General features: G+C 56.5%; 20 protein-coding genes and 4 pseudogenes. 6 read left to right on the forward strand and 18 right to left on the reverse strand.

Annotated features, from left to right (window positions below; genetic code table 11):
• Nucleotide 1: 1 nt before the first annotated feature.
• Both HKD28_RS10525 and scpB read right to left on the reverse strand, forming a co-directional pair.
• Complete coding sequence (locus tag HKD28_RS10525) at nt 2-1,000, reverse strand: site-specific integrase (protein ID WP_194268087.1); 999 nt, start codon at nt 998-1,000, stop codon at nt 2-4.
• A 149-nt stretch (nt 1,001-1,149) separates the two neighbouring features.
• A complete protein-coding gene (gene scpB / locus HKD28_RS10530; RefSeq protein ID WP_235993414.1) occupies nt 1,150-1,674 on the reverse strand; it encodes an SMC-Scp complex subunit ScpB in 525 nt (174 codons plus the stop codon).
• A gap of 137 nt (nt 1,675-1,811) precedes the next feature.
• On the opposite strand from scpB, the gene HKD28_RS10535 reads away from it, so the two are divergent.
• The 3 genes from HKD28_RS10535 (at nt 1,812) to vapC (ending at nt 3,096) form a co-directional block, all read left to right on the forward strand.
• Entirely contained in the window at nt 1,812-2,273 is a 462-nt protein-coding gene (locus HKD28_RS10535) for a hypothetical protein (RefSeq protein ID WP_077804117.1), read from the forward strand.
• A gap of 182 nt (nt 2,274-2,455) precedes the next feature.
• Complete coding sequence (gene vapB / locus HKD28_RS10540; RefSeq protein WP_457851965.1) at nt 2,456-2,692, forward strand: type II toxin-antitoxin system VapB family antitoxin; 237 nt, start codon at nt 2,456-2,458, stop codon at nt 2,690-2,692.
• Complete coding sequence (vapC, locus tag HKD28_RS10545) at nt 2,692-3,096, forward strand: type II toxin-antitoxin system tRNA(fMet)-specific endonuclease VapC (RefSeq protein ID WP_077804116.1); 405 nt, start codon at nt 2,692-2,694, stop codon at nt 3,094-3,096. Before vapB ends, vapC begins: the two co-directional genes overlap by 1 nt.
• 35 nt (nt 3,097-3,131) lie before the next feature.
• On the opposite strand, the pseudogene HKD28_RS10550 reads toward vapC, so the two are convergent.
• A pseudogene (locus HKD28_RS10550) lies at nt 3,132-3,262 on the reverse strand (transposase); the annotation flags it as partial.
• A 50-nt stretch (nt 3,263-3,312) separates the two neighbouring features.
• Between HKD28_RS10550 and HKD28_RS10555 the strand changes: the two are divergent.
• Nucleotides 3,313-3,528 (forward strand): annotated as a pseudogene (locus tag HKD28_RS10555) (IS481 family transposase); the annotation flags it as partial.
• Between the two features lie 21 nt (nt 3,529-3,549).
• Here the strand turns inward: HKD28_RS10555 and HKD28_RS10560 are convergent.
• The 14 genes and pseudogenes from HKD28_RS10560 to HKD28_RS10625 form a co-directional block, all read right to left on the reverse strand.
• Nucleotides 3,550-4,035 carry a hypothetical protein gene (locus HKD28_RS10560; RefSeq protein ID WP_149026838.1) on the reverse strand — a complete coding sequence of 162 codons (486 nt, stop codon included), beginning with the start codon at nt 4,033-4,035 and terminating at the stop codon, nt 3,550-3,552.
• A gap of 29 nt (nt 4,036-4,064) precedes the next feature.
• Nucleotides 4,065-4,757: a GAS domain-containing protein gene (locus tag HKD28_RS10565; protein ID WP_149026837.1), complete on the reverse strand. Its 693-nt coding sequence runs from the start codon at nt 4,755-4,757 to the stop codon at nt 4,065-4,067.
• Nucleotides 4,758-4,838: 81 nt separating this feature from the next.
• The gene (locus HKD28_RS10570; RefSeq protein ID WP_077804114.1) at nt 4,839-6,374 is read right to left on the reverse strand and encodes a formylglycine-generating enzyme family protein; all 1,536 of its coding nucleotides are present in this window, start codon (nt 6,372-6,374) and stop codon (nt 4,839-4,841) included.
• Nucleotides 6,371-7,588 carry an ABC transporter permease family protein gene (locus HKD28_RS10575; RefSeq protein ID WP_194268089.1) on the reverse strand — a complete coding sequence of 406 codons (1,218 nt, stop codon included), beginning with the start codon at nt 7,586-7,588 and terminating at the stop codon, nt 6,371-6,373. The genes HKD28_RS10570 and HKD28_RS10575 overlap by 4 nt, the downstream gene beginning before the upstream one ends.
• Nucleotides 7,585-8,280, reverse strand: a complete 696-nt coding sequence (locus HKD28_RS10580) for an ABC transporter ATP-binding protein (RefSeq protein ID WP_077804112.1) — start codon at nt 8,278-8,280, stop codon at nt 7,585-7,587. The genes HKD28_RS10575 and HKD28_RS10580 overlap by 4 nt, the downstream gene beginning before the upstream one ends.
• The gene (locus tag HKD28_RS10585; RefSeq protein WP_077804111.1) at nt 8,277-10,181 is read right to left on the reverse strand and encodes a vWA domain-containing protein; all 1,905 of its coding nucleotides are present in this window, start codon (nt 10,179-10,181) and stop codon (nt 8,277-8,279) included. Before HKD28_RS10585 ends, HKD28_RS10580 begins: the two co-directional genes overlap by 4 nt.
• On the reverse strand, nt 10,178-11,131 hold the full coding sequence (locus HKD28_RS10590) for an SEL1-like repeat protein (RefSeq protein ID WP_077804110.1): 954 nt from the start codon (nt 11,129-11,131) through the stop codon (nt 10,178-10,180). Before HKD28_RS10590 ends, HKD28_RS10585 begins: the two co-directional genes overlap by 4 nt.
• Complete coding sequence (locus HKD28_RS10595) at nt 11,128-13,641, reverse strand: virulence factor SrfC family protein (protein ID WP_194268090.1); 2,514 nt, start codon at nt 13,639-13,641, stop codon at nt 11,128-11,130. The genes HKD28_RS10590 and HKD28_RS10595 overlap by 4 nt, the downstream gene beginning before the upstream one ends.
• Nucleotides 13,642-13,643: 2 nt before the next feature.
• Nucleotides 13,644-16,646, reverse strand: a complete 3,003-nt coding sequence (locus HKD28_RS10600) for a virulence factor SrfB (protein WP_077804108.1) — start codon at nt 16,644-16,646, stop codon at nt 13,644-13,646.
• Between the two features lie 42 nt (nt 16,647-16,688).
• A complete protein-coding gene (locus HKD28_RS10605; protein ID WP_077804107.1) occupies nt 16,689-17,657 on the reverse strand; it encodes a hypothetical protein in 969 nt (322 codons plus the stop codon).
• Nucleotides 17,657-18,652 carry a hypothetical protein gene (locus tag HKD28_RS10610; protein ID WP_077804106.1) on the reverse strand — a complete coding sequence of 332 codons (996 nt, stop codon included), beginning with the start codon at nt 18,650-18,652 and terminating at the stop codon, nt 17,657-17,659. Before HKD28_RS10610 ends, HKD28_RS10605 begins: the two co-directional genes overlap by 1 nt.
• A complete protein-coding gene (locus HKD28_RS10615; RefSeq protein ID WP_077804105.1) occupies nt 18,652-19,818 on the reverse strand; it encodes a hypothetical protein in 1,167 nt (388 codons plus the stop codon). Before HKD28_RS10615 ends, HKD28_RS10610 begins: the two co-directional genes overlap by 1 nt.
• Nucleotides 19,815-20,639 (reverse strand): hypothetical protein, encoded by an 825-nt coding sequence (locus HKD28_RS10620; protein ID WP_194268091.1) that lies wholly within the window; start codon nt 20,637-20,639, stop codon nt 19,815-19,817. Before HKD28_RS10620 ends, HKD28_RS10615 begins: the two co-directional genes overlap by 4 nt.
• A gap of 247 nt (nt 20,640-20,886) precedes the next feature.
• Nucleotides 20,887-21,869: pseudogene (locus tag HKD28_RS10625) on the reverse strand (IS5 family transposase); the annotation flags it as partial.
• A gap of 82 nt (nt 21,870-21,951) precedes the next feature.
• Here HKD28_RS10625 and HKD28_RS10630 point away from each other — a divergent pair.
• A pseudogene (locus tag HKD28_RS10630) lies at nt 21,952-22,125 on the forward strand (IS5/IS1182 family transposase); the annotation flags it as partial.
• Between the two features lie 204 nt (nt 22,126-22,329).
• Here HKD28_RS10630 and HKD28_RS10635 read toward each other — a convergent pair.
• Nucleotides 22,330-23,187 carry an SDR family oxidoreductase gene (locus tag HKD28_RS10635; RefSeq protein WP_077804103.1) on the reverse strand — a complete coding sequence of 286 codons (858 nt, stop codon included), beginning with the start codon at nt 23,185-23,187 and terminating at the stop codon, nt 22,330-22,332.
• A 148-nt stretch (nt 23,188-23,335) separates the two neighbouring features.
• Between HKD28_RS10635 and HKD28_RS10640 the strand changes: the two genes are divergently transcribed.
• A complete protein-coding gene (locus HKD28_RS10640; protein ID WP_077804234.1) occupies nt 23,336-23,668 on the forward strand; it encodes a winged helix-turn-helix transcriptional regulator in 333 nt (110 codons plus the stop codon).
• Nucleotides 23,669-24,010: the final 342 nt, after the last annotated feature.

The following is a 24,010-nucleotide window of genomic DNA, read 5'->3' on the forward strand; positions in this document are numbered from 1 at the left end:
CTTACAGATCCAGAAGATGGGCGGGAGAGTCCAGATCAAGGCGGGCCCGACGGACATAGCGGCGCATGCTGCGCAGGTCGCGGTGGCGGGTATGTGCCATGATCTGTTCGTCACGGGCATTGGCCCGGAAAGCTTCGGTGACAAAGCCGGCGCGCAGCCCATGCGGGCTGAGGCGTTCTCCGGAAGGAACCTTGAGCCCCGCCACCTTGGCACGGCGCAGCAGGATCTGTCGGACCGCATCCGGATGCAGGGCATCTCGTCCCACCTGCTCCCAGCGGTTGATGGACCGGAAGAGAGGACCATCCGTAATCTCGGCTTTCTTCAGCCAGCGCTCCAGAGCCAGAACCGGGCAGGTTTCGCGATGCTTGCCCCGGGGAAGGAAAACCTCTTCACCGCGATGCTCGGGGTCGGTCTTGCTGCGGGCGATGTGGAGCTTCAGTCCTGTGCCGACGATCCTGACTGTCTCTGTTGTGAGGGCAACCAGCTCTGAACGGCGCAGCGCACCCGCAAAGCCGATCAGCAGAAGAGTCCGGTCGCGCAGATCCGCCAGCGTTTCAACGGTTTTGCTCTGTTCGGGTGCGACGAGTTTGCGGAGTTCCTGGGAGGTGAGGGCAGCGGCCTGTTTCTGCGGCGTGCCATAGAGACGCCCTGCCGCGCGCAGGGTGGTACGAATGGCGGCGTGACCCGAACTCCACTCCAGTCCCCGCATGCGATGCTGATAGCCAATGGCCGCCAGACGACGGTTGAGGGCCGAGCGGCTGAAACGCGGTGCCAGACTGTGGAGCCAGGCCGCGACGACAGGAGGGGCGGCTCGAAGAGGAGGCGTTCCGTGTTCGTCGCACCAGTGACAGAAGGCCTGCCAGTCATGAGCATAGGCGCGCAGGGTTTCGGGGGCATAAGCCGCGGTCCGGGCACTGCCTTTTGCAGCGTCCAGAGCGCTTTGCAGAGCGGGAGAGGGGACTTCGGAAAGACGCTCTGCAGGCTCTGTCGAAGCGGTCATGCCGTTATTCTTCCTTCTAAAGTCCCTTGGAATCTGCCGCAGGACGGTAATTAAGGCAACCTTAATATAACACGCGGTAAGAGAGCATTACCACGTGTTATAAGGACAAAAAAGAGCTCCAAAATTCCACAGAAAGAGTTCAAAAGGCCCTAAAGCGGGCCTCTCAGGCCTTCAAGGAGCGGATCCAGTTCCGACAGCGACCGTAGACCATAGGTCACGAGGAAGGTCTCGGTCGTGGCCCAGAGCTGGGGCTGGCCTGGGACTGGCTTGCGGCCAACGCTGCGAATGAGGCCTTTCTCTTGCAGCAGGGTGAGGGTCTTCTGCGGCAGGATGGCATCCCGGAAGCTTTCGATCTCGGGTCGTGTGACGGGCTGACGCGCGGCAATCAGCAGGAGCACTTCGAGCACGGCCCGGGGCAGACGTTCTGGCGGTCGCTTCAATACCGCCCTCAGGGCCCCCGCGAGATCGGGGGCGGTGCGGAACATCCAGCCGTCTCCGGCCGCGACCAGTTCAAATCCAAGCCCCTTGGTGCGTCTGGACACCTCGCTCACGATTTGAGCGATCTCCTCCTCCTCTCCCAGAGCCCGCGCCAGCATCGCTCGCGACACTGGACCGCAGCTCTGGAACAGGAGGGCTTCGGTCAGACGGACGGGATCGAGTGAAGAGGATGTCATGGTCGAGAGCATAAGGCTTCTTCGGTGTCGTCGGCCAGAGTTCGGAACGCGCTGTCAGTGGAGTTGATCCACGACCTCGGGGATCAGGACCTGCAGGAAGTCTCTATCGGACTATGATTGTGTGATAGGAAACGGGAATGCCGATCCGACCGGAACTGAAAGCGCTTTACCCTCCCAACTGGCCTGAACTGAGCCGACAGGTCAGGTTCGAGCGGGCAGGGGGCGTGTGCCAGCGCTGCGGTCGGCCGCATGGCCATCGCCTTCAGGTACTGCCAGGTGGCCGGTGGAAGCATCCTGACACAGGATACTGGTTCAATGGCCGGGGCAGGCGGGTGTCCCCTCCAGACTTGATCGAGCATTTGGAAATGCGACAGACGAAAGTGTCCCTAGCCGCGGCTCATCTGAATCACGACCCCACCAGCAACCGGTGGCGCAATCTGCGCGCGCTCTGTCAGCGCTGCCATCTGCTGCATGACCGGATGTATCATCTGGCCCAACGCCGTCTGACGTTGCGACGGCGTCTGGCCCTCGGGGATCTGTTCGAAGGGCCCTATCGAATTGGAATGAATCTTAAGGAGTATGAAATACACTATGACTGATCTTCTTCGAGGGAAGAGGGGAAGTCTGATCTCGGCGGAAAAAGATTAAGAGCCGTCGTATATTTTGATGTTTATTATGGACGTTGCCTTTCAGGATAGTGACGGAAAATAGTCCAATTTAAAGCTGAACGAATGTTGTTGGTATCAGATCAATTTATGGATATACGTTCAGGATATCCCATATGGAGGATGCCATGCTTGCCCGCACAACTCTCTTTCTTTCCAATCGTTCTCAGGCTGTACGGCTTCCCAAAGCTGTTGCCTTTGACCTTAGTCTGAAGGAGGTCGTGATCATTCCCGATGGCGTACGACGCATTATTGCGCCCGCGCATGCCGCATGGGATGATTTTTTTTCGTCCTCCGGCACTGAGTTACCCGAACGCAATCAACCTGCAATGCAGGAACGCGAAAGCTTTTGATGCTACGTTATCTTCTGGATACAAATTTTTGTATCCGCGTCTTGCGTGACCGTCCAAAGGGCTTACGCGAACGTTTCAACGATAACGCCGAGGCCCTCTGTATTTCAGATATTGTGCTTTACGAACTCCTTTATGGGGCGGAAAAATCTCAAAATCCGGCAAAAATCCGACGTGAGGTAGAGCATTTTTCTGGACGTTTGTCTGTTTTGCCATTTGACGATGATGCGGCAGCACATACAGCAGAAATCAGGGCTGATCTGGAAGCCCGTGGGTGTGTTATCGGACCGTACGACTTAATGATTGCGGGGCACGCCCGGAGCAAAGGACTGGTCGTTATAACCGGAAATCTACGAGAATTTACCCGGGTAAATGGATTACGTTCTGAAGATTGGACGCCGGATTAACGAGAGAAGGTCGCCGCCATGCCGGCGACAGCCTAGCGCTTCCACTGGGAAATCATTGCCCGATGCACACCGTGCTTCGACGCCAGTTTGGAAAGCGTCTGCTCGCCTCCAGCGCAACACGCGACTTGAACTCGCCCGAATACCTCTTCCGCGTGACCTTGCCTATAAACCTGTCTTTTCTCACAACGGTCTATAGCGTATGCCCCTGTCTGAAAAACGGGGGGCAACCTCTATCGGATGAACCGGACAATAAAGGAAGCAACCGTTAAACGCTTCCAGTACGACAGCCATGAGCAGCTGAGGAGACACCTTAACGACTTCATGGCAGCCTATGACTCCGGGCGAAGGCTCAAGACCCTCAGTGGCCTCACACCTTACGAATATGTCTGCAAAATATGGACTTCAGGGCCAGAAAGATTCATCATCAATCCATCAAATCCGGGAATTAAATACCTAGCGTGTGGCGACAAGATCAACGGCATCCTGTGTTTCCTGCTCGGCGGCCTTAACCCGGGCAAGTTGTTCTGCTGTCGGATTGGCAGCAGCCTGGTTTTTAATCTGTTCCAGATTTGCAAGACTCTTCTGTGCGGCAAGATAGGCAGAGGATTTCGAACTGGAAGCTTTGGCTAAACGCTTCCTGTATCCACCGATGCGACTGTTCATAGCTTGTAGCTCAGTTCGTGTTTGAGCAACGCTTTTCTGTGTCTCCGCTAAGGACTGGTTGAGGGCCGCGCTCTCGTTAGCGGTCGCTTGCGCGCGCTCATGCCAGGCATCACGTGCTGTTTGCAGTTGCTGGTTTCGCTGCTGGTAGCCATTCCCGACCGAACATCCGATACCTGAGAAAAGATTGGCGGTGGTCGGGTCACATTGCTGGGCAGAACACGCACTCAAACAGAGTGCGCCAAAAAGGGGAAGAATCGTAAATTTCCGATGCGACATCACGAGGCAGCCCTTTGGAGAATGAAAATTCAGGCTTTGGCGGCAGGCATTGGCTCAGCCTGTCCGACGTCCTGAGCCATAATGGACGCAACTTCTGCGAGCTGCTTTGACTGAGCCGCGCTCTGCTGGGAGGCAAGGGCTGCACTAGAATTTCCGTGTGCATCGGCAATCAACTTCATACTGTCTGCCTGCTTCTGCCGCATACTGGCAAGATTTTGCAGAGCCTGCACATCTTTCTGATAACCGGCAATCTTGGCTTGATAGGCTTCAGCAGAAATCTGTCCCTGAGCTAGCTGTTGACGGAGCTGTTTCAGATTGTTCTGCGTTTCCAGAAGTTCTTTCTGTGCATCCTGAATGTCAGTCTGAGTTTGTGCAATATTTTTTTGTTCGGTGGCGATCTGCGATTTAACCTGATCTTCACTCAGCTCTTGAGCTTGGGCACGATTAGCAACAAGTGCGCCTACAGCCCCGCCAACCAGAGCGCCGGCTGCACCGGCGAGGGCTGCATTTTTGACACTTCCCGTTCCCAGGCCAACACCAAGAGCAGCAAGGCCACCGAGCACTGCGGCGCCCTCTCCAATCATATTGTTCTGCTGGGCAGAGCGTTGGCGCAGACGGTTCTGTTCCGGTGTGAGTGAGGAATCATAAGAAGGAGCGCATCCGGAAACAAACACGCACATAGCAACAGAAGCAGCGGAGATACGAAAGGGCGAAAGTGACACGGAGCAACCTTTTTACATAATGTTTCATTGTGAATAAGAAAAAAGCATTCTCTTGGGAAGTGAAAATTTACACGAAAAGAATTAATGAATTGCTTCGATCTGCGATTTTATAGTCTGCCCTGTAGGGAGTTTTCCGGAATGACTGCTTTGAATGTTCTGAGCAGTAACCATCAGGAACTGTATTGCCCGATCATCCTGAAGTGCTTTGATAGCATCTGCCTGCTGTGCTGTGATGGCGGAGAGATCGGGCAGGGCCTGACTGTTCGTTACGGCCTGAAGAAGACTGATGTAACCATTGATGGCGCCTCCAAGCTCCGTCTGTCTGGCCTGAAGGTGATTTGCGATTTGTGCGGTCTGGGCCGGTGTTAGAGGCGTTGGTTGCGACTTCAGAATATCGGCCGATTTCTGAATAAGCTGTATGGCATGGTCGACCTCCCAGATATCCGCTGCCAGGGCAACTAGTGCCTGAATTTGTGCGGCCAGCGCCTGACGATCTGCATCGAAACGGGCACGGGAGTCGCTGGCCATGGCGGTCTGGATCAGCTTCAGACCGTTGAGTGTGGCCGGGTCAGTCGTGTTTTTCTGAAGGCCTGCAAGCGCGGTCTGGGCGTCTGCACTTGCAGGCAGGGTTTTGTTCATCAGGGTGTTGAAAGCGTTCTGGGCCTGTTCCGTTCCGTGAAGGGAGCCGATAGCATCTGTCGCCAGAACAAGGCGGAATCCCATTTCAGGCAATCGGGTTGGTTCACCCGTCTGCGGGCTATAAAGCGGAACTTCGGCGCGTGAATTGGTCGTAATCTCATCGGGGTTGGACAGGTAATTTCCACCGCAGACCAGAATTCCGCCAGCCAGACCCTGAAGGCGGCCAACGCGGTTGAGGCGGTACGGCTCCAGCATCATCTGGCTGGCTTCCCCAAGCATATCATACAGACCCAGCGGGTTTGGTTTCATCTGCCCGACGCGCTGCATGCCGCCAAGGTCTGGCCCTGCGGCGATATACTGGTCTGCACCTTCCGGCATGGGCCATGTGGGAGCCATGAAATCGGTCGGGCTGACATGCATGCCGCCACGGGCAGCATAAGACCATTCGTCGTCGGTGGGTAGACGCACAAAGCTGGTTGCTCCGTCATGGTTTGGCAGCGGAATCTTTTGGGTGTGAAGCCACGTTGAATATTTCGTGGAGAAGGTAATGGCCTCATCCCACGAAATATGCGTCTTGGGATGCTGTCCATCCAGGGTAGGGGGCGCGCAGGTTCCGCTCAGGCTTTCAGCCTGATTTTGGGTTACATCATATTTGCCGAGATAGTACCGGCGCAATTCCGGATGCTGGCTGACGGCGAAAGGGGCAGCCACATAGGCGTGGCGCATAAACTCGTTGTAGCCATCCTGTGGATCGCTTCTGCCCAGAATAATGGCATCGTCATCGAGTAGATTGTCTCCTGTCGGAACGTCAACGGGACGGAACGTCATTGCGCCACCGCAGGGCATAGGCAGAACCAGATCATCCGGCAGGGGATGTGGGTCGACGAATTTTTTGTCCCAACTCTGTGCGGCAGCCGTTTGTAGAGACAACACGGGTGCGAAACCCAGCAAAAGCAGGGCTGTGTGATGGGTTTTCATGGTGTGCTGACTCCCTCCCAGGGATCAATGCGGCGAAGGCTTCGGGCGGCGGCCAGGGCGGCCAGAAAAGCTCCCAGAGCGGTTATGAGGCAGGTTTCAAGCCACAGACCAGCCCCGATTCTGCACAGCGTATGTCCGGGCGGCAGGGTCTCTGCAAAGACATGATTGATGGCGCTGCCTACGATCAGCGCACCTGTCAGAGCCAGAAAAATACCGGTCAGCGCGAGAATTTGTGCCTGGATGACGGGAAAAATCGTTAGACGCTGTACGCCGAGAAAGCGCAGGGTTGCGAGAGAAAGTTGTTTGCGTTCCACATTGGCCCATAGCGCGGCGGTGAGACTGGCGAAAAAACCGGTCACTCCAAGCAGGGCTGTCAGCCGGAACAGCACGGTCAATCGCTGGTCCAGAAGAAGAAGGTCCGAGACATCCTGCGCCCGATCCGAAATATCCACGCCTGCTGCACGCAATCTGGTGTCAAGGGCGGGGATGGTGTTGATCTGCCGGGTATAGAGACGGAAGCCGGGATAGGACGGGGCTGGCGTGGCCGCCTGTGCCCACGCATCGGACCATGAAAGAGAGTGCTCTCGATATAGTTCTACGGTCTGAGCCAGACGCAGCGATACGAAAGCTGCATCCCGGTTAAGGGCGCGTTGCGGGGTAATCGCCTGAACATGCAGGGGAATCCGAACTGTTTCCGGGCCGAGGCCTAGACGGGTGACATGCAGTTCGAGGAGATCACCCGCCTGAATATGCAGAGAGGCGGCGGCACTTGCGGAAAGCAGGATGGTGCTTTCGTCTGCGGGCATCGTCGCGGGTGTGGTCAGGGGATCATCCGCGTGGGACGGTATCAGTTCGATGCGTCGACCCGCAAAGGGGCGGCCGGGCGGAACGAGCAGAACACTGGCCGCAAGAGTGCGTGTTCGGGGCATGACAAAAACGACATCCGGCTCTTTTCGCAGCCTATCCAGCCAGCCTGTTGTAAAATCCCGGTTGCTGGCGCTGGAAATCTCACGCACATGCGGGTCTTCCAGAAGGACGGTTCTCAATCCTTCAACAAGTCCGCCTCGCAGGCCTGACAGGATAATCAGGGGGGCTGCCGTCGCTGCTAGACCGATGATAAGGCACAGTGCCAGAATTTTTTCGGATAGAAGATCGTACCAGGCCAGACGGGCCGCCAGACGAATGTCATGAAATATGAAGCGCCGGTCTGTCATGCTGTAGCGATCTGGGTCGTAGAACCGTTCATCGAGACTGGAAGCAGCGTGAACCCGGCTGCCGCCGCGCGTTCGGCGTCGTGCGTCACCATAACAACAGCTGCGTGCCGCTCAGCCTGCTGATGCAGGAGTGTCATGACATGTGTTGCCTGTTCTGGATGCAGGGACGCAGTGGGTTCGTCGGCAAGAATGATATCAGGCTGATGCGAAAGTGCGCGGGCAATGGCGACACGCTGGCGCTGCCCGACCGACAGTGCAGCGGGTCTGTTTGTCCGTAAGGAGACAAGGCCCAGACATTCGATAAGATCGTTGATGTGATGAGGATTTTTAATGTTCATAACATCCAGTGGTAGATGAATGTTGGCTTCGACGTTCAGGAAGGGCAGCAATGCGCTCATCTGCGGAACGAACCCGATATGTCGCGCCCTGAGGGCGGTCAGACGCCCCTGTCCGGGTACGCGCCAGAGGGATGCCGTGGGACTGCCCATAATGTCCAGCACGTCGACACGGTCTGGACGAAGTGAAAGGGAGAGCAGGCCCAAAAGCGAGCTTTTGCCACAGCCCGATGGCCCTACGACCGCATAACGGTCACCTGGGTTCAGGCGAAAATGAGGTACTTTAAGCGTGAAATTTTGCCCCGGTGCCTGCCAAGATAGGTTTTCTGCAAAGAGCAGGGATTGGTCGGGGTTCAAGGTAACGCTTCCAGGGGTACCGGATAGACGCGCTCTCCATCATCGTGAGACTGCCCGATCTGCCCCCACAATGACGGGTCGGACTCATATTCCTGATAAAGACGCAGACGACTTGCGATATTGTTTAGGATGGTACGCTGTCCGACGGCGCCCATGGCGAGCCATGATTCCTGTGTGATAGATGTTACGTCGGACTTATACGGCAGGCCATCCAGATATTCGCCAAGCAGCGGGCCGATCGTGTCGATATGCGAGAAAGCATTTGGATCACGGGCCGAAGCCGCAAAGGCAGATTGAAGCTGGGTGAAGAAATTTTCCGGTGCGGTTCGACCGGCTAGCCCGGCATCCAGAATATGCTGAAGGGCGTTGGCGAGATCGGAGAGCTGGTTGCGTGTCAGGAGCACACGGATGTTCAGGGTTCTATGCAGCGTATCGGCTGGATCACGATCGGAGGTGAACGCGTTGATAATATCCGGTGCGGCTGTGTGCTGTGTGTCGCCAAGATAGGCCAGACGCATGGCCTGACTGACGACTGAGAGTTTCGTATCGACTTTCGCATCCTGCGGGGTTAGTCCGGCGACGGGGCGGCCGGTCATGTCCGCCACTTGCTGGAGCATGGAGGTAGACATGGTTTGGATAACAGGCCGGAACGCGTCCGGGCTACCTCCCGGGACAGGATAATACAGGCTGCCAGCATTGTTGAACTTCGAAAGATTTCGATACTGCGTTGCGGCTTTGCCGTGATCATTCGCCGCATTCCCTGCTGGGGTCAGCAGATGAATGACAAACAAGGCAATGCCTTTTGACGCGGCAAGGTGGTTCATATCCTCGATGTTGAGATGCGTCAGGCTATGGGGGTCGTCATTGCTTCGTGCCCCGGCATCGGTGATGAGAACGATATAACGGCCGTTGAACGTCTGCCATGGAACCTGATCGACTGCGGTTTTTACACCGGCAATCGCATCTTCATCAAAACTGCTGGAGGACACGCTGGCGTCGTGAACCGTGGAAATGGCCGGAAGGATTGCATCCAGAGACTGGGAAAAATCTGGCGACGCGTAGAGTTTTGTCGCGTACTCCAGCCCAGGCGTGTCTGCGAGACTGTCGCGGTAGGCGACGAGGCCGAAGCGAAAATTCTGCGAGACCGCCGTATTCTGGACGGAATGAATGATGCTGGAAATCGCAGCTCGCGTCTGGTCGATATAAGGCTGCATGCTGGCTGTTGTGTCGATGACGAAGACCAACCCGGCCTTGAACTGCTTCAGGGTCTGTGGCGATGCTGTCCGGGCGGTATTGCCCGTAGTCGTGGAGGCGGAAATGACATGTAGCATTCTGATTGCCGGACCACTGTCCCGCTCGATCTGCGTGGCATCCAGCACGGGAAGCAAATAGAAATTCTTGGACGGATCGACGAAATTTTCCGGTTCCATAGCGACGACCGGCGCTGAATGACCAGCCTGAACACCCTTGGTCAGAGCATCGACGCGCGCCGCAGAGTCCGCAGCGGACAGGAGATCTTCCTCGTGTTGAGCTGTGTCGAGGAAAAGCGCGCGGTTGCGGCCCGCGGGATTTGTGAAGGTTGCCACCATGGTGTGTGCCCAGGGGATTGTGTGGTCATCATCAATCCATCCCTGAACCGGGCCCTGGGCCGAACTTCCGATCTGAACCCGCCCCTGAGCGCGACCGAATACATAGAAGACTTCGAAGCCCGGCAGTGGTTTTGCGTCTTTTCCACTCGCATCACTGAAGAGAGATGCGCCGGGGCGGGTAATGATCCGCTGATAGAGCGTGTGTTTCCCCGGCTGCAAGAGCGGGGTGGCGGCGTGTACGGCGGTTGCCAGTCCAAGCAGCGAAAGGCTGCATAGAGTGGCTCTAGCGATCTGGCGAACGTCCGGGATCATGGCCAAAAATCCTTCAGGGCAAGCTGGGCTGTCATGTCGTCGTTGGCAGATTGCTGCTGCAGGGCGGTATGGAGGCGGGCACGGTCCTGTGCGCTGCTCGTGTCGCCGGCCTTGGCGGCCGATTGATAATAATGGGCGGATTCACGCACATCCGGGCTGGGGATAGGCCCTTTCGGATCGAAGGTCGTCGGATCGTAAAGATGTCCCAGATGGTTCATGGCAGGAGTATCTCCGCGATCAGCGGCGGCTTCCAGTAGCAGGACACCATCATCCGTCTTGCCGTTTTTCAGGCGGGTTTCACCTTCTTGCCTGATTTGGACGGCTGTTCCTGCCTCTCGGATCACATCGGGCACGGATTTGTTGGCGAAGGGGTCGCTGTCCGGTGCGGTCGCATTCAGGGGCGCGGCGATCGGACTGCGAGAAGAGGCGACCTTATCCTGGCCGGGGAGGGTGGGGTGATGCAGAAGATAAAATGCCAGAAATCCCAGAATGCCTAGCCCGATCACCCCCCCACCCAGAACAGGAACGAGGTGTTTGCGTTCGGTCTTTTTTTCAGGCGGCCCGACGGGTATTTCGGAATGGATCATTTCATCCTCTTCCGAAGTGGGTTTCGTCGTAATTTTTTTTGGAAGTATGACGGGACGAGGTTCGACTACGATGGGACGGGCGCGCAGTACAGGCCAGTCGAAGACATCGCCGACGATTTGGAGTTCAGGGATTTCCAGCTGATAGCTCGCATTGGCCTCGAACATGGTCGCGAATTCCCGGGGGATATGCACCAGAAGATCTGCCCCCTGGGCTTCGAGACGGCCTGTAGCCCGACTTTCAGGAAAATAATCCGGCGCACGGATCGTCACGTGCTCCCGGCTGGCATCCGCGGCCCGGCCGGGGAGGTGAAGGATGGCTTCCTCAACTTCGTGGCTAGCAGAAACGTGTAGTTCAGTGTTCATAGCGGTGAGGTCTCAAGTCTGGAAAGCAGCGCTTCAAGGGCATGATTGGCATCCACATCAAACTGTGGGCCACCCTCTTCGAAACGGGAGCGCAGAGCGAGTACCCAGTCACGAAAGAAGGTATCGAGATAGACGGAAGGTTGTTCGCTCAGGACAGGATAATCACGGGGGGTGGGCGGAGCACTGAAAATGGCGATGTCGCTGTTACGCTGACGGGGGCGGGCCTCCGCCGCCAGATTGGCATAACCGAGATAGGTTACGAATCGGCCTATCAACTCCGCACAGATGAGCGCCTGTTTTTCACCGGACTGGTTCAGCGTGCTGACATGGTTGCACTGAAGGCGCAGCCTTTGGGCGATCGCCTCGCGCAGGTTCAGGGTTTCGGCCAGTTTCTGAAGGCGCTCAATGAACTGCCGGGCAACAGACAGGTCCAGATTGAAGACCGCAAGCTGTTCGGGATGCGCCAGTAGGCTCAATAGGCGGTCGTTGATCCAATGTTCGATAATCAGGCTGGCGAACCGGTCATGCTGGTCTTCCTGAGGGGCGGAAACTGGGATCGCATCGCCCAGAATGTCCCCCAGCAGATCATCTACGGGCACGGGCGGCGGGGTATGATGGATCGTGCTGCTGAAATCGCGCCACTGTTCGATGATTGCAGAGCGGTCCAGTTCCAGTCGCAGCAGGAATGCTCCGAACAGACGATTGCGGTGCAGGCTCAGCAAGGCCTGTGCGATTTCAGACGCGGCTCTGCGGGCTTCTGCGCCGGACTCTATTCCGGCCGGATCGTGATAGAAAGGCCGCATGAGGGACAGAAGATTGCTGGTGCAGGCCTTGAGGCGGGCGGCGAGCTGTTCGTTCTTGGTTTTGCTTTCGCAAACCGATTTCAGCCGCTCGGCCAGATAGCTGACGCCACCGTCATTTGGCCGGATCGCCTCATCGAACGCGCGGGGGGCATGCTGGATATGCCGATCCACCGTCGTGCTGGCCAGATACGAGTTGCGGCGCCTCTCAACCCGCAGGTGATTTTCGGGAAGCATTTCGGTTTCGCGTTTCTGGGCGTCGCGGCGATACAGGCTCCCAACAGTTGAAGCGCGCAGCCACTGGACATTATTGAACGGTTGGCCGGGCTTCCATTCCGTTACCCAGGGGGCATCGAAAAAATTGATGAGGGATGCTTCGAGACGCTTGTCCCAGACATCGCTGCTGTTTTCGTCTGCCCCGCCCTTTTCCTCGAACTGCCGGTCGAATTTCGTCAGGATCACGAACAGCGCATCAGCCTGATTTTTACGTTCTCGGGGCGTTTTGCCGATCGTGTCGTTGATCCACCCCTCGATCATGGCGGGAAGCCCGGTCACCTCCTGAGCTGAATCCGCCACGCACAGTAGGGTGGACGTGACTTCCATATCGGCCTGATACAGCTCGAACAGGTAATCGACCTTGCCGCGCAGGAACAGTTTTCCGCAGACCCCTGCGACATCCGATAGTTCGCGGATTTCCAAGCGGGACCGGGCTCCGGGAAAGTCGAGCAGATCAGTCGTTTTCACAAACTCCCAGCGGCTCTGCGCCATGGGAACGACGAGTTCGGAAACGATGGCCGAGACGATGTTGCGTGGCAGCGTGACGGTGGAGCCATTTTCACCGACTAGCCGCAAAGGGGCCATGCCCATGGGAGGGCGAAACAGCGTGGAGACGTTCAGAATGCTGTCTGAACGCGGGACCAGCGCCTCAACGTCGCAGAAGGCGAGATTGACCTGGCCAAGCGAAAGCAAGGCCGAAACCAGCTCGGTGGCATAGGTGGTCAGCTCGGGTGTCTGCCCCCACAGCGGAGACAGGGCGGTTATCAAGGCCTGCAAAGGAAGCTCTGGCGCAGCGGCGGCAAGCCAATCCCAGTAGGGTTCGCCTAGGACCGACAGCCAGATGCGGTCTCCGAACTTCCGAGTGAAGTATTCCTCCAGAACTTCGATGTCATCAATGGTGAAAATACCCCCGCCAGCAGACCGGGGAAGGGTTTCCAGCATTTGTGACGTCTCGCGCCATTCCCTTGGCTTGATGCCGATCAGTTTGAAATCTGACAGAAACGTATTACCGACGATCCGGATGATGTCTGTCACCGAGAGCAGGCGGACGGGAATGGGGGGAGCGTTGGCCGGTGCGGCTGGAGGATTGAGGGTAAAGCGCGAAACCAGTCCAGACGACTCATCGCCCCCGGGTGGGTTCATGTCCATCAGGAAGTCGAGCGTATGCTGACCGTAGCGGATAAGCAGCGGTCCCTCTGCAGGACTGGAGAGGCTCGACATCAGATAGGATTTTCCAGCCTGGGACGCCCCGTAAACTGCGACAGCGGCGGGGCGGGAGGCCGCAGCCTGAAGCCGGTGCGCCAGACGGCGTTCGCGGCGCAGGGCGGCACGACAGGAAGGGCTTGCTCCCGCAGCATGGTGCTGCACCCAGTCGGCACATGTGGTCGCCAGAGAGGCAAGGGTGCGGGTTTGGGAAGCGAGGGTCACAGGCATACTCATTTCAGAATCAGACAGCCGGTATCACGCCAGTGACCTTCGGGTGTCAGGGTCGTTTGAAGGCGCAGTTTAACAAGGCTCAGACTGTGATCCTCGTCGTTGGCGTCTGTAATGCGGGTAATTTCAAACATCTCGCGATTGGAAAAATCACCGCTTTCATCTTCGTCGTCTTCAATGAACTTGCGTTCCAGAGTAACGGTCAGGGGCATAGCGCATTCGGCGAGGTGTTTCTGTTGGCTCAGGTCGAATTCCACGCAGTAGAGCGCGCTTGTGGTCCAGCGCTCGAGGGGAAGCTGCCGAAAGCCGATCATGGTAGAACCGCCAAAATCCTTCAGGCAGAACCCAACCTCATCCCCGGCGGGAGGGCCGCCAAGATCAACATTTTCCAGCAGCATATTGACGTTCCGGATTTCGCTCGACTTGTCCATCTTGCCAATGAAGCGGGCGGTCGATCGCATCGCGAGGCTCTTGGTACGAAGTACGAAGTTCTGGAGCTTGCCTTCAGCCTGAACGCACAGGGCCGCCCCGACGACGACGGTAGTTTTTGGATCGTTGATTCGGTTGAGCGAGTCTGAAAATGGGTAATGTTTTCCGACGGTATAGTCATGCATGGCAATAATGCGGTGAGGCGCTACGGGCATGGCCCCCGTAATGAGACTGCGTACCCGGCGCAGTTTGGACGGGCGGCCCGATAGGAGCAGTACATCACAGTTATAGGCCCAGACACTTTCGGTCAGGCTGGAAATGATGGTCTCCAGGGTGCTGCGGATGGCGCGGTCTATGGTTTCGGTATCGACCTGAATTTCAATGCTGAACGGATCGAATGATTTCGCCTCAAAAGATGTGGTCTGGTCTTGCAGATGGGCGGCAATCTGTTCGTGCAGAAAGGCAACGCAACGCGTGCGCTGGTCGGCATCGGCCTTGCGCAGGGTCTCGTCTCCGAGAGGAAAACTCCCCAACGGTCCCTGCTGCCAGTTATCAATCTGTTCATACAGTTCAAGCGCATGCAAAGCCGCCGGTTCTAGAACCGTCGAGACGAACAGCTTGCGACGGTGCCGGTCTTTTTCGTCCTGATTGCCATGGTCTTTGCTCAGGGCGCGGTTCAGGAGCTGGTCCGCCAACGGGACGCCCGCTTTGGTCAGGGCGGCTTCAAGTGGTGGGATCACCACAGTTGCGATCACACGTTCCAGCAGGTTGTCGCCAGCGATATTGAAGCTTTCGCGGAACTCCTGCCGAGGGGAGAGGGCATCCCCGCCTTCAAGTGTGTAGGTCGTGATCATCAGGTCCGTGGTGCCGCCGCCAATGTCGATGCTGGCAACGCGAATAGCCGGTTTTTCGCCTTCGGCCGTGGGTTGGCCGTACAGTTCGAACAGGGCTTCGACATGGCCGCCCAATCTCTGAGTGACTTCGTTGTGGAGCCATACAATCTGGGTTGCTGTGGCTTCGTCCAGTCCTGCCCGAAGAGCAGGTTGCGGACCAGACTGCTGGGCGGCTTTCCAGGCAAACGAGATCGCGGCTTCGGCGCGAATACGAAAGACTCTCTGTTCTGCGACGGGCATTCCCGGCGGCATCGTAAGCATGACAGAGCGCAGGCGACGCGCCCGGCCACTGTCGCGGCGGCGGGAGCGGAACCCCGGTGCGTTCATGTAGGCCATAGCTTGAACCAGAACCTCGTTCAGCATCAGAACAAACAGCAGGCTACGGGACATGACACCCGGGCCGATGGGGTTGACAGCCTTTCGATCTTCAGGTGCGGCGCGATAGCGACCTTTTTCGAGTGTTTCGGCGAGCATTCGGCGGAACGGCCCATTAACCGGTGGGTCCGAGATCTGTCCTGTTGCGCCCTTGCCATTGTTGAAACGCCATCCTTGATCGGACGGACGGGTGTCCCACAGATAACGTTTCGGCGTGGCAAGTCCGGACAGACCCTCAGTACCGATCCGGGCGCCCATCATTCGTTCTGCTTCCAGACCGGTCCGGACAGGGCTTGGCCATGAAAAAGCATGGGGACGGCCCGATCGGCGAGAATAGATGTCGTATCCGAACAGGGCACGCCCAAATTCGATCCGGCTCGAAAACGGGTCGCTGTAGGTGAGGTCCGGCGAGGCGAGATCACGGAGTTCAAGAACGTAGCTGTCTGCTTCGCGGCGCCCTTCTCCGGGATGTTCTTCGATCAGAATACCGCAGCTCCGGAAGTTTCCAAGATCGAGAACAAGATCGACATCAACGGGTTTCTGATCCTTGATGCTCAGGAGCCGGACGTCGGGGAGTGGCGGTGTCGCTTCAGACAGGAACTTCAGAAAGGTCTGATAAATGGCCTGGAATTTGAGAACCGGAAGCTGTTCGTCTTCATCGTCGGTTCGTGGGCGGCGGCGTTTTGGAATGGCACTTTGCGTAACGCGATATAGTTCGCTAATCCAGTCCTTGAGCCAGTCACTGTCGAGAAGCCAACTTATATTGTGCGGTTCCGAAACGAAGGCATATCGCTGTTCCCGGCTTTCGTCTTCGGCCGTTGGTGCCAGATAGGAGCTGTTTTCGTCAGACGAGGCCAGTGTCGTATCGAAGGCAATGTTCAGAAAAATTTTCTCCCCCTCGAGGGTATCGGGGTCTTCCGTGCGCCGCAGGCGGCCGCGCACCCAGTTTGATGGCCCCGGGCGAAAACTCTCTCTGTCACCGTCGCCGATGATGGCCAGAAATGGAAGTGGCACCCACTGGTTTTCAAACATTTCAAAGACGTCTTTGCGTCCGATCGCATAGCCGCAGTCATCGGGCACCTTATGAAGTCGACCTTTGCTGAAAAAGACCATGTCTCCCGTATCGGGATCACGTTCGAGCATGCGCAGTGTAAACTCGGGAGCATCTGTCGCATCGGAGCTGGCATTATGCTCAGAGGGTTCTTCCCAGAAACTGACGCGGCCGTTGCCCCAGCCTTTCGCATCCAGATCGTGTGTTTCAAACTGGATCAGGCTGTTCGGAATCAGGGAAATCAGGTTGCCAGACATCAGAACGGCTCCGGGAGGTTTATTGCGGAATGTGTCATTGATTTACTCCGGTTTGATCCGCTCAAGCAATCCCTCATGGGCCTGATGATACCCCGCTGGCAGTTCGCTCAGAGGAGCATCAACATGAATGATGCACGCGATATGTCCGCTGTCGTGTTGATGACAGGTCAGGGTGCGCGGCAGATAGATCAGAGATGGAAGCTGACAGGCTTCGGTCTCAAGAACGGTCTTGTCGCCGTCGAAATGGGAGGTCGCTTTTGCGGTACAGGGGGCCTGGTTGGCGAGTTCCAGCCGGAGTGATCCGTTCTGTCCGTCCGGCTTCATGCAGACTTCCCAGAGTTTATAATCACTCGGTGTCAGAACGTCGTTACTGGCTGCACTCATGTTGTTCGCGCGCTCCCAGCAGCCTGCCATAACGGTTGGATCATGGTGCTTCCAGCGTGCAATATTGTCTGCGAGAAGGCATTGTCCGTTTTGGGGGAGTGTCCAGATCAGGATCGCAGCAGCGATCAGGCCGAAGAGAATGGCCACCAAAGCTGTGATCAGAAGGTTAGGGGAAGCCGGAAATAAAACGCGTGCTGCTTGGGGGGGACGGAAATCATCGAACCGAGACACCCAGGTTGGCGTATAGGGCGTCTGTCCCCATCGGGCTAGAACGGGCCGACCGTCGACCACAAACAGACTGCCATGATCCGGAAAGGAGCGCAGACGGTCTGCATAGGTGCGGAGAATGCCTGGTTCGCTCTGGGCGACCCGCCGGAGGTCCGCGAGAATAGACCCGGCATGGGCATAGAGGGCTTCTCGTGTTGTGGTCGGTAGCTCTTCGGCGGCAATTGCCTGTGTGCCGGTCGTCATCCATTCCGTGCCGGTGGCCGAGACATCGGATTGTGGTAAGGAGAAGAGGGCAGCATGTGCAGCCCCAAGCCTGAGCAGAACGGCATCATGAATCTGACGCGCGAAAAGAGCATCGGCCGGTCGTGCGTCCCGGCACAGGATCAGAGGCGCACTCATCAGGGTGCCTCTCGCTGAAAAACGCCGGTAGCAATTTTATGCTTATGATCAGTATAGTCGGGAACGGCAGGGTCCGCATCATGACCGGGACAAATTGCCTGTCCTTCCAGCCCGCGCGTACAGCGAAAAATTGTCCGGACCAGAAAGGTATGGGGGGCCGTGTAACAGCGTTCGGCTTTTACGGCGAGTGTATCGTTTTCGAAAGCAGCGGAGATCGGGCCCGTGCACATGCTGCCATCCGTATAGGTTAGGTGCTGCTGCCCACGTGAGCCGTCTTCCGAAAAGCAGAACGTCCATTTTGCAACACTTTGAACCGCACTGGACTGGATATTCTCGGTCTTCATGTTGCTGATACGGAACCAGCACCCCTTCATAACCGAAAGGTCGTGCTGCTCCCACGCGCCCTGCGGCAGTTCGTTAACTGCAATATGCTCTGATGCCGCAGGATGGGGCACGCTGGCACAATAAGGCGTCGTTGCACTGAACCAGGTCAGGATACAGGCCAGACAAAGCCCCAGTAGCGCACCTGCCAGACCCGAAACCAATAAAGAAGGATGCGTGGGAAGTCGGGTCTGCTGGATGAGCGGAAACTGGCCATCGTCATAGGCAGCGAGGGGATCGATCTGTGTTGTTGCAAGGCCCCATTGACTGAGAACCGGGCGGCTATCGACGACATAAATACAATCGAATGACGGGATGCGCCGTGCTTGGGGAAAGAGCCTTCTGAGATCTCCCTCTTCAACCTGCGACATGCGGCGGATGTCGGACAGTGCGGTTCCAACATAGCGGAGGACTTCCAGACGTGTTGTTTCAGGCAGATCCCTGAACGGCACGATGTTTTGCCCCTCTTTGATCCAGAGTGTCTGGTTGGGAGGGTGAGGGGTGGGTACTGCGAATAGCGCTGCATGATCTGGCCCGAATTTCTGAGTGAGGGCAGCCAGAAAAGCCGTATGGCCAACGGTATTCAGCGGTCCGGTTTGATCGAGAATGGGCATCAGGACGAAATACGGAACTGGCAGACCGACAGCGTGCCCCGTGTCTGCGATACGATGCCCTGTCTGGCCACAAGCACGTGCCCGTTATGGCGTACCGTCAGACGGAAGCGAGTGTGCGGGCAAATGGGCATCGAGAAAGGATCGACTTCTACCGTGTAGAGTCCGGGAGGAGGTGCTCCCTGCCAGACAATGTTTTCAACGGCTCGCTTGGTAGGTGCCACGGCTCCGGTCGTTCTGGCATTTGCATCGTGGTCAAGCATTCCTCCTCCATGGCTCCGGTTACCAAAATAAATACGTCCACCATCGGGACATAGGACATGGAGATCGAGGTCATTGAGGTCGTCCCAGGCCAGAACGATCTGCAAAATTCCTGTCTGTGCCCCGACACGGCCAACGCGCCGGAAGTCCGACCAAGTGCGCCAGGGAAGGAGCAGGAGAAGCAGCAGGCCAATAAGCAGGACGAGTGGCAGAGTGATCCAGAGCGGAAAGTTTGGATAATGACAGATCCAAGAACCAATCCATCCGCCCAGACGGGATAAGAGCCACAGAATGCATGCCAGTCCGGCGAGCTTGGCGAACAGTTGAAGCCAGCTTTGCCATGGCCCCCAGAGGCGCATTACGGGCGGTTCTGGGGGGGGAGGCAAGATGGTTACCGGAGGCTGGGCTGCCGTCTTGGTTTCAGAGGCCGGAGGATCGGCCTTCGGACGTGGAGGCGGGCGCTTGCCAAAGCCTTTCAGATCGACCTGTTCGATTCGGGTGGTCACGGGCTGATGGCCCCAGCCAATCAGCACAGGACCATTCGGGCCGGATCGCAGATAGTCTGGGCTTGGAATCTGGATTGCAAAGAGCAAGAGACTGAGGAAAGTTCTGTCCGTGTCCGTGGTGGCTTTCTCCGGGTGTGCTCCCAGCGCTTCTATTTTTGTCTTAATGGCCTCGTATTGTGCGAGCAATTCGTCCTGTGGAATTGGAGTTCCAGTTTCGCCGTACCAATCAATGCTGCCATTGTCGTGAAAAGCTGGTTCTGCAAGCAGCGACGTGCCCTCAACTCCAAAATGCTGAGTGAGCAGGCGGCAGAAATCAGGCCAGTATTCAATGACCCGCTGGCCCTGTGCCATGAGCGCGACGACGTCATGTCCAGTGGTTTTTCCCAGGAATTGGCGGCTCATAGATGCGTTCCAAACATGACATGACCGAACATGGTGATGAGTTTCGAGTGACTCGCGAATGCCAGAACTGCCCAGAAAGCCAGAGCAAAAAATGCCGTAAATGTCAGGACATGCAGAATGATGCGTATCCACAACGGCAGAAGCCAGGGGAGTGGTGCGGAAGAAGCCGGGAAGGGCGCTGTAACGATAGAAGACTCGTCGTGAAGTCGCGCCTCGAAAGAGGTCCCGACCGATGTCGTACCGGAAAAAGGATCTGCTTTTTGCGCCGGATAAGAGGCTGTTGCCCCCTTTTGGGGTGCGGAGGTATTCAGGAAGTCCGGGTTTTTTGAGGAGGGTTCAAGCAGAGCCCCCAGAGGGGTGCGGGAGAAGGTATCGGGGAGTGCGGGATCAATCCGGTGCGTGGCATCCTGCGCGCCCCACGGCGCCAAAATTAGTTGGGTTCCGTCTGTGAAAACAGCTTTTAGGTTCGGAACAAAAAGCGCCTTTTCAAGAAGCGTGGCGTAGCTCTGCGGATGACTGCTGGCGACCCGCTGGAGCTTTTGCAGGCAGACTGTCAAGTTTTTGAGCAGGGCGTCTTGCTGTAGCGGGGGATAGTCCGTCAGAGGCCGGAACGGGTGCTCGACAGTCCCGTACCAGGTGATCTGGCCCGGCTTGTCATCGACAACCCACTGAACGACGGGTTCAGCGAAAGAGAACGGTAAGGGGCCAGCAGCGTCGATCAGGCGCAGCAAGGTCGTATAGTGCTGAACGGTAGGTTGTCCTTGCCATTCAGACAAAGAAAGATCAGACAGGGCGCTACGTGAGAGGACGGAAATAGACAATTTTTTACTCTAATCGAGATTAGTATTCTAATATATCACTTCAAAGCGTTTCTTGGAATAAGTTTTCTGTTCCCAATACTGAAGAGCGGTAGAGTTCTCTTTTTCGAAATGAGATGGAGGGATCGAAGAACCGTTTGTTGATATGCCTTGGTTCTGATTTTGGATTTTGGGCGTACTGATTGACAGTTTCTGCGATGGCATCCGGTCTGCGTTTTGAGCAGATCGGGTGTTGTCCCCCGCTGGAGGACTACGCGCTCGCGTTCATCCGCTCCAGGAAGAGAAAGCGGCGCATATTATAGACGATATTGGCCAGCCCGATCCTGGTGGTGGCTCGGGTGATGCCAACGGTTCGGACGAACAACCCTGTCTGTGATTTCTGATCCGCAAAGACATGCTCGACGCGTGATCGGATCACCGATTTCCATGCATTGGACCGCTGGATATGGCGGGGCATGGGCTTGAGATGCGGCTTTTTTTCTGTGAACCTTTGAGACAAAGTCCTGCTTTTCCATGAAGTCTTCATTGGCTTTGGAGCGATACGCCGTGTCTGCCCAGACGCTTGAGGCCGTATTGGTTTTATCCAGCAGCCCCTCTCTCAATCGCGCACCATCACTGGCGGCGGAATCTGTCGTCTTCCATTTGCGGATGAACCGGAACTTCCGGTCGATGGAAACATGCGATTTGTAGCCAAAGAACGGAATGGCAAGATCCGTTGTGGGGATCGTCCCGTCATCCTGCCGCTTTGCTTTAGTGAACTTCAGTGTCCAGCGCGCATGGCGACCCTTGTGGCACAATTTGGATGGCTTATCCTGCCAGTCTTCAGGAATACGCCCTGCCCGGATCAGCGTTCGTGTTGCGCTGCTTTGGGGCGGCTACGAGCGTGGTATCCAGGATCTGGCCCGACATCGGCAGATAGCCCGCGTTCCGCAGGGTCGCGTCAAATCGGTCAAACAGCCTTTCAATGGCCCCCGCCTGGGTCAAACGCTCGCGGAACAGCCAGATCGTTTTGGCATCAGGCACACGGTCCGACAGCCCCAGGTCAAGGAAACGCATGAAGGAGAGGCGATCGTTGATCAGATATTCTGTCAGTGCATCAGACACATTGTTCAGCGTCTGGATCATCAGGATCCTGAACATTATCACCGGATCGAACGGGGGACGGCCGCCTTTGCTCCTGTCTGAGTAGGCCAAATCCTGCTCCAGATCAGGACGGAGCACCTCAAAATCCACAAAGAAACCAGCCTGCTTCATAGCGCCATTGCCTCAGTCAGAACCAGACAAATGGAATCACAGAGCTGGTTTCAAACCCTCCAAGTCCGTGGTCCGCTCGCGTGTCGAGCATGTCTTTGTCGATCAGAAGTCAAAGACCGGGCTGTTCGTCCGAACAGTCGGCATCACCCGAGCCACCATGAGGATCGGGCTCGCCAATATCGTCTACAACATGCGCCGCTTTCTCTTCCTCGAAAGATTGAACGCGAGCGCGTAGTCATTCAGCGGGTAATAGCCCCCGATCTGCTCAAAACGCAGTTCAAAAACGAACCGAAAAACCGTCAATCAAACGACAAAGCCCAGACATTATGAGCCAAGCGCATCAATTAACGGTTCTTCGATCCCTCCACCTTAAAGGGCACCCCAACCCGACAGTCTGCCAGAGACGAAGTCCCGAAAGCAGACATCCTCGCAATTTACATCATTCGGACGATTTCTTAAGCACTGCCGCAACACTCTCCGCAAGGGACGTCGGTGGCCGTCCGATCAGAGCCGAGAGCTGCCGTCCGTCATCAAAAAGCGCGCCCTGTGACGCGGCGATGTCCCAACCCGCAATGGCGTGTGCCAGTCCATCGGGAAGACCTGCTCCGATAAGCGCTTTGGCGTAATCGGATTCAGTCAGATTACAGTATGGAATATCCTTTCCGGTCTGTCGCGAGATCTCTGCCGCCAGATCGGAAAGCGTCCAGGCATCGTCACCTGCGAGTTCATAGACTTTCCCGACATGGCCCGGGCCTGTTGCAACGACAGCAAGCGCTTGTGCATAATCAGCGCGAGCCGCAGAAGAGATACGACCGTCTCCGGCACTCCCGATGAAAGCCCCTCCTTTCAGTGCAGCTCCAACGGAACCAGTATAATTTTCGGTGTACCAACCATTGCGCAGGATCGTGAAAGACAGGCCGGACAATCTCAGGTCGGCTTCGGTCGCACGATGCTCGTCAGCCAATGACAGAACGGACGTGTCCGCATGCAGGACACTGGTATAGAGAATGGTCCGCACTCCGGCCGCCTTTGCGGCTGTGATCACATTGCGATGCTGGGTGACACGCTGGCCGATTTCGTTCGATGAGATCAGGACCAGGGTTTCCACTCCCGTCAGACCTGGAGCGAGTGTCTCGATTCTCGTGTAATCGAATTCTCGCGTTTCGATGCCCTTAACTGCGACTTTTGACGCCGTGCGTGCGAGAGCGACGATGTTTCCCGCGTTTGTCCGGCCTTCAAGAGCGTTGAGAACAAGATGACCGAGCTGACCGCTCGCACCGCTAATCGCTATCGTCATGGCTTATTTCCCTGATCGTCATTTGTGACGTGTCCAAGGATAGGACTATTGCTTCTTATTCGTAAGTACATACATAAATGTAAGTATGAAGAAAAATTCAAAAGTTCAGGGAGAACCCCTGTCGGCACAACTCCGTCGAGGCGACCTGATGGTTGCTCAATGCCCTTCGCGTGAGGTCCTCAAGCACATAACCAGTCGTTGGGGAGTTTTGGTTCTGATTGCGCTACAGAATGAGACACATCGTTTTGGCGAACTACGTCGTCTCATCGGCGGAGTGAGTGAGCGTATGCTGGCTCAGACACTTCAATGGCTTGAAAGCGACGGCCTTGTAGATCGGGTCGCACTTAATGTGGTCCCGCCCCATGTCAAATACAGCCTTACGCCGCTGGGGCAGGAGGCGGCAGAAAAAGTCTCCGCACTTGCAGACTGGATTGAGACGCGGCTACCCAGCATCCTCGCGTCAAAAGGCGAAGAGCCATGATCCGACGAATGACAGATGTCATTGCGAGGCGGCAGAACGCTATCATAACCATGAATGCTATGTCTGCTGTCTTCAGAATACGAGCTACGCTGTAACCGATAAAAGTAGGTGTCGGATGAAGGGTTAGGGCTCGCCATCTGCGATGCCTTCTCACGAGAGGAGGCTTCTGGACAGCAGAAAATCAATACTCCTTCGGAGTAGTTTTTTTCTTACTGGGGCTAACGAAAGGAAACGGGTTGTTCTCCCGTACAGCGTTTGAAACCAGTGGGCATGATTTTGTATAGATTATCGTTCAGGTTTGAGATGTGCCGTAACAGTTATTGTCGAATTGGATGAAGTCCG

This window comes from Gluconobacter cadivus (genome assembly GCF_015244745.1).
Classification (GTDB): Bacteria; Pseudomonadota; Alphaproteobacteria; order Acetobacterales; family Acetobacteraceae; genus Gluconobacter; species Gluconobacter cadivus.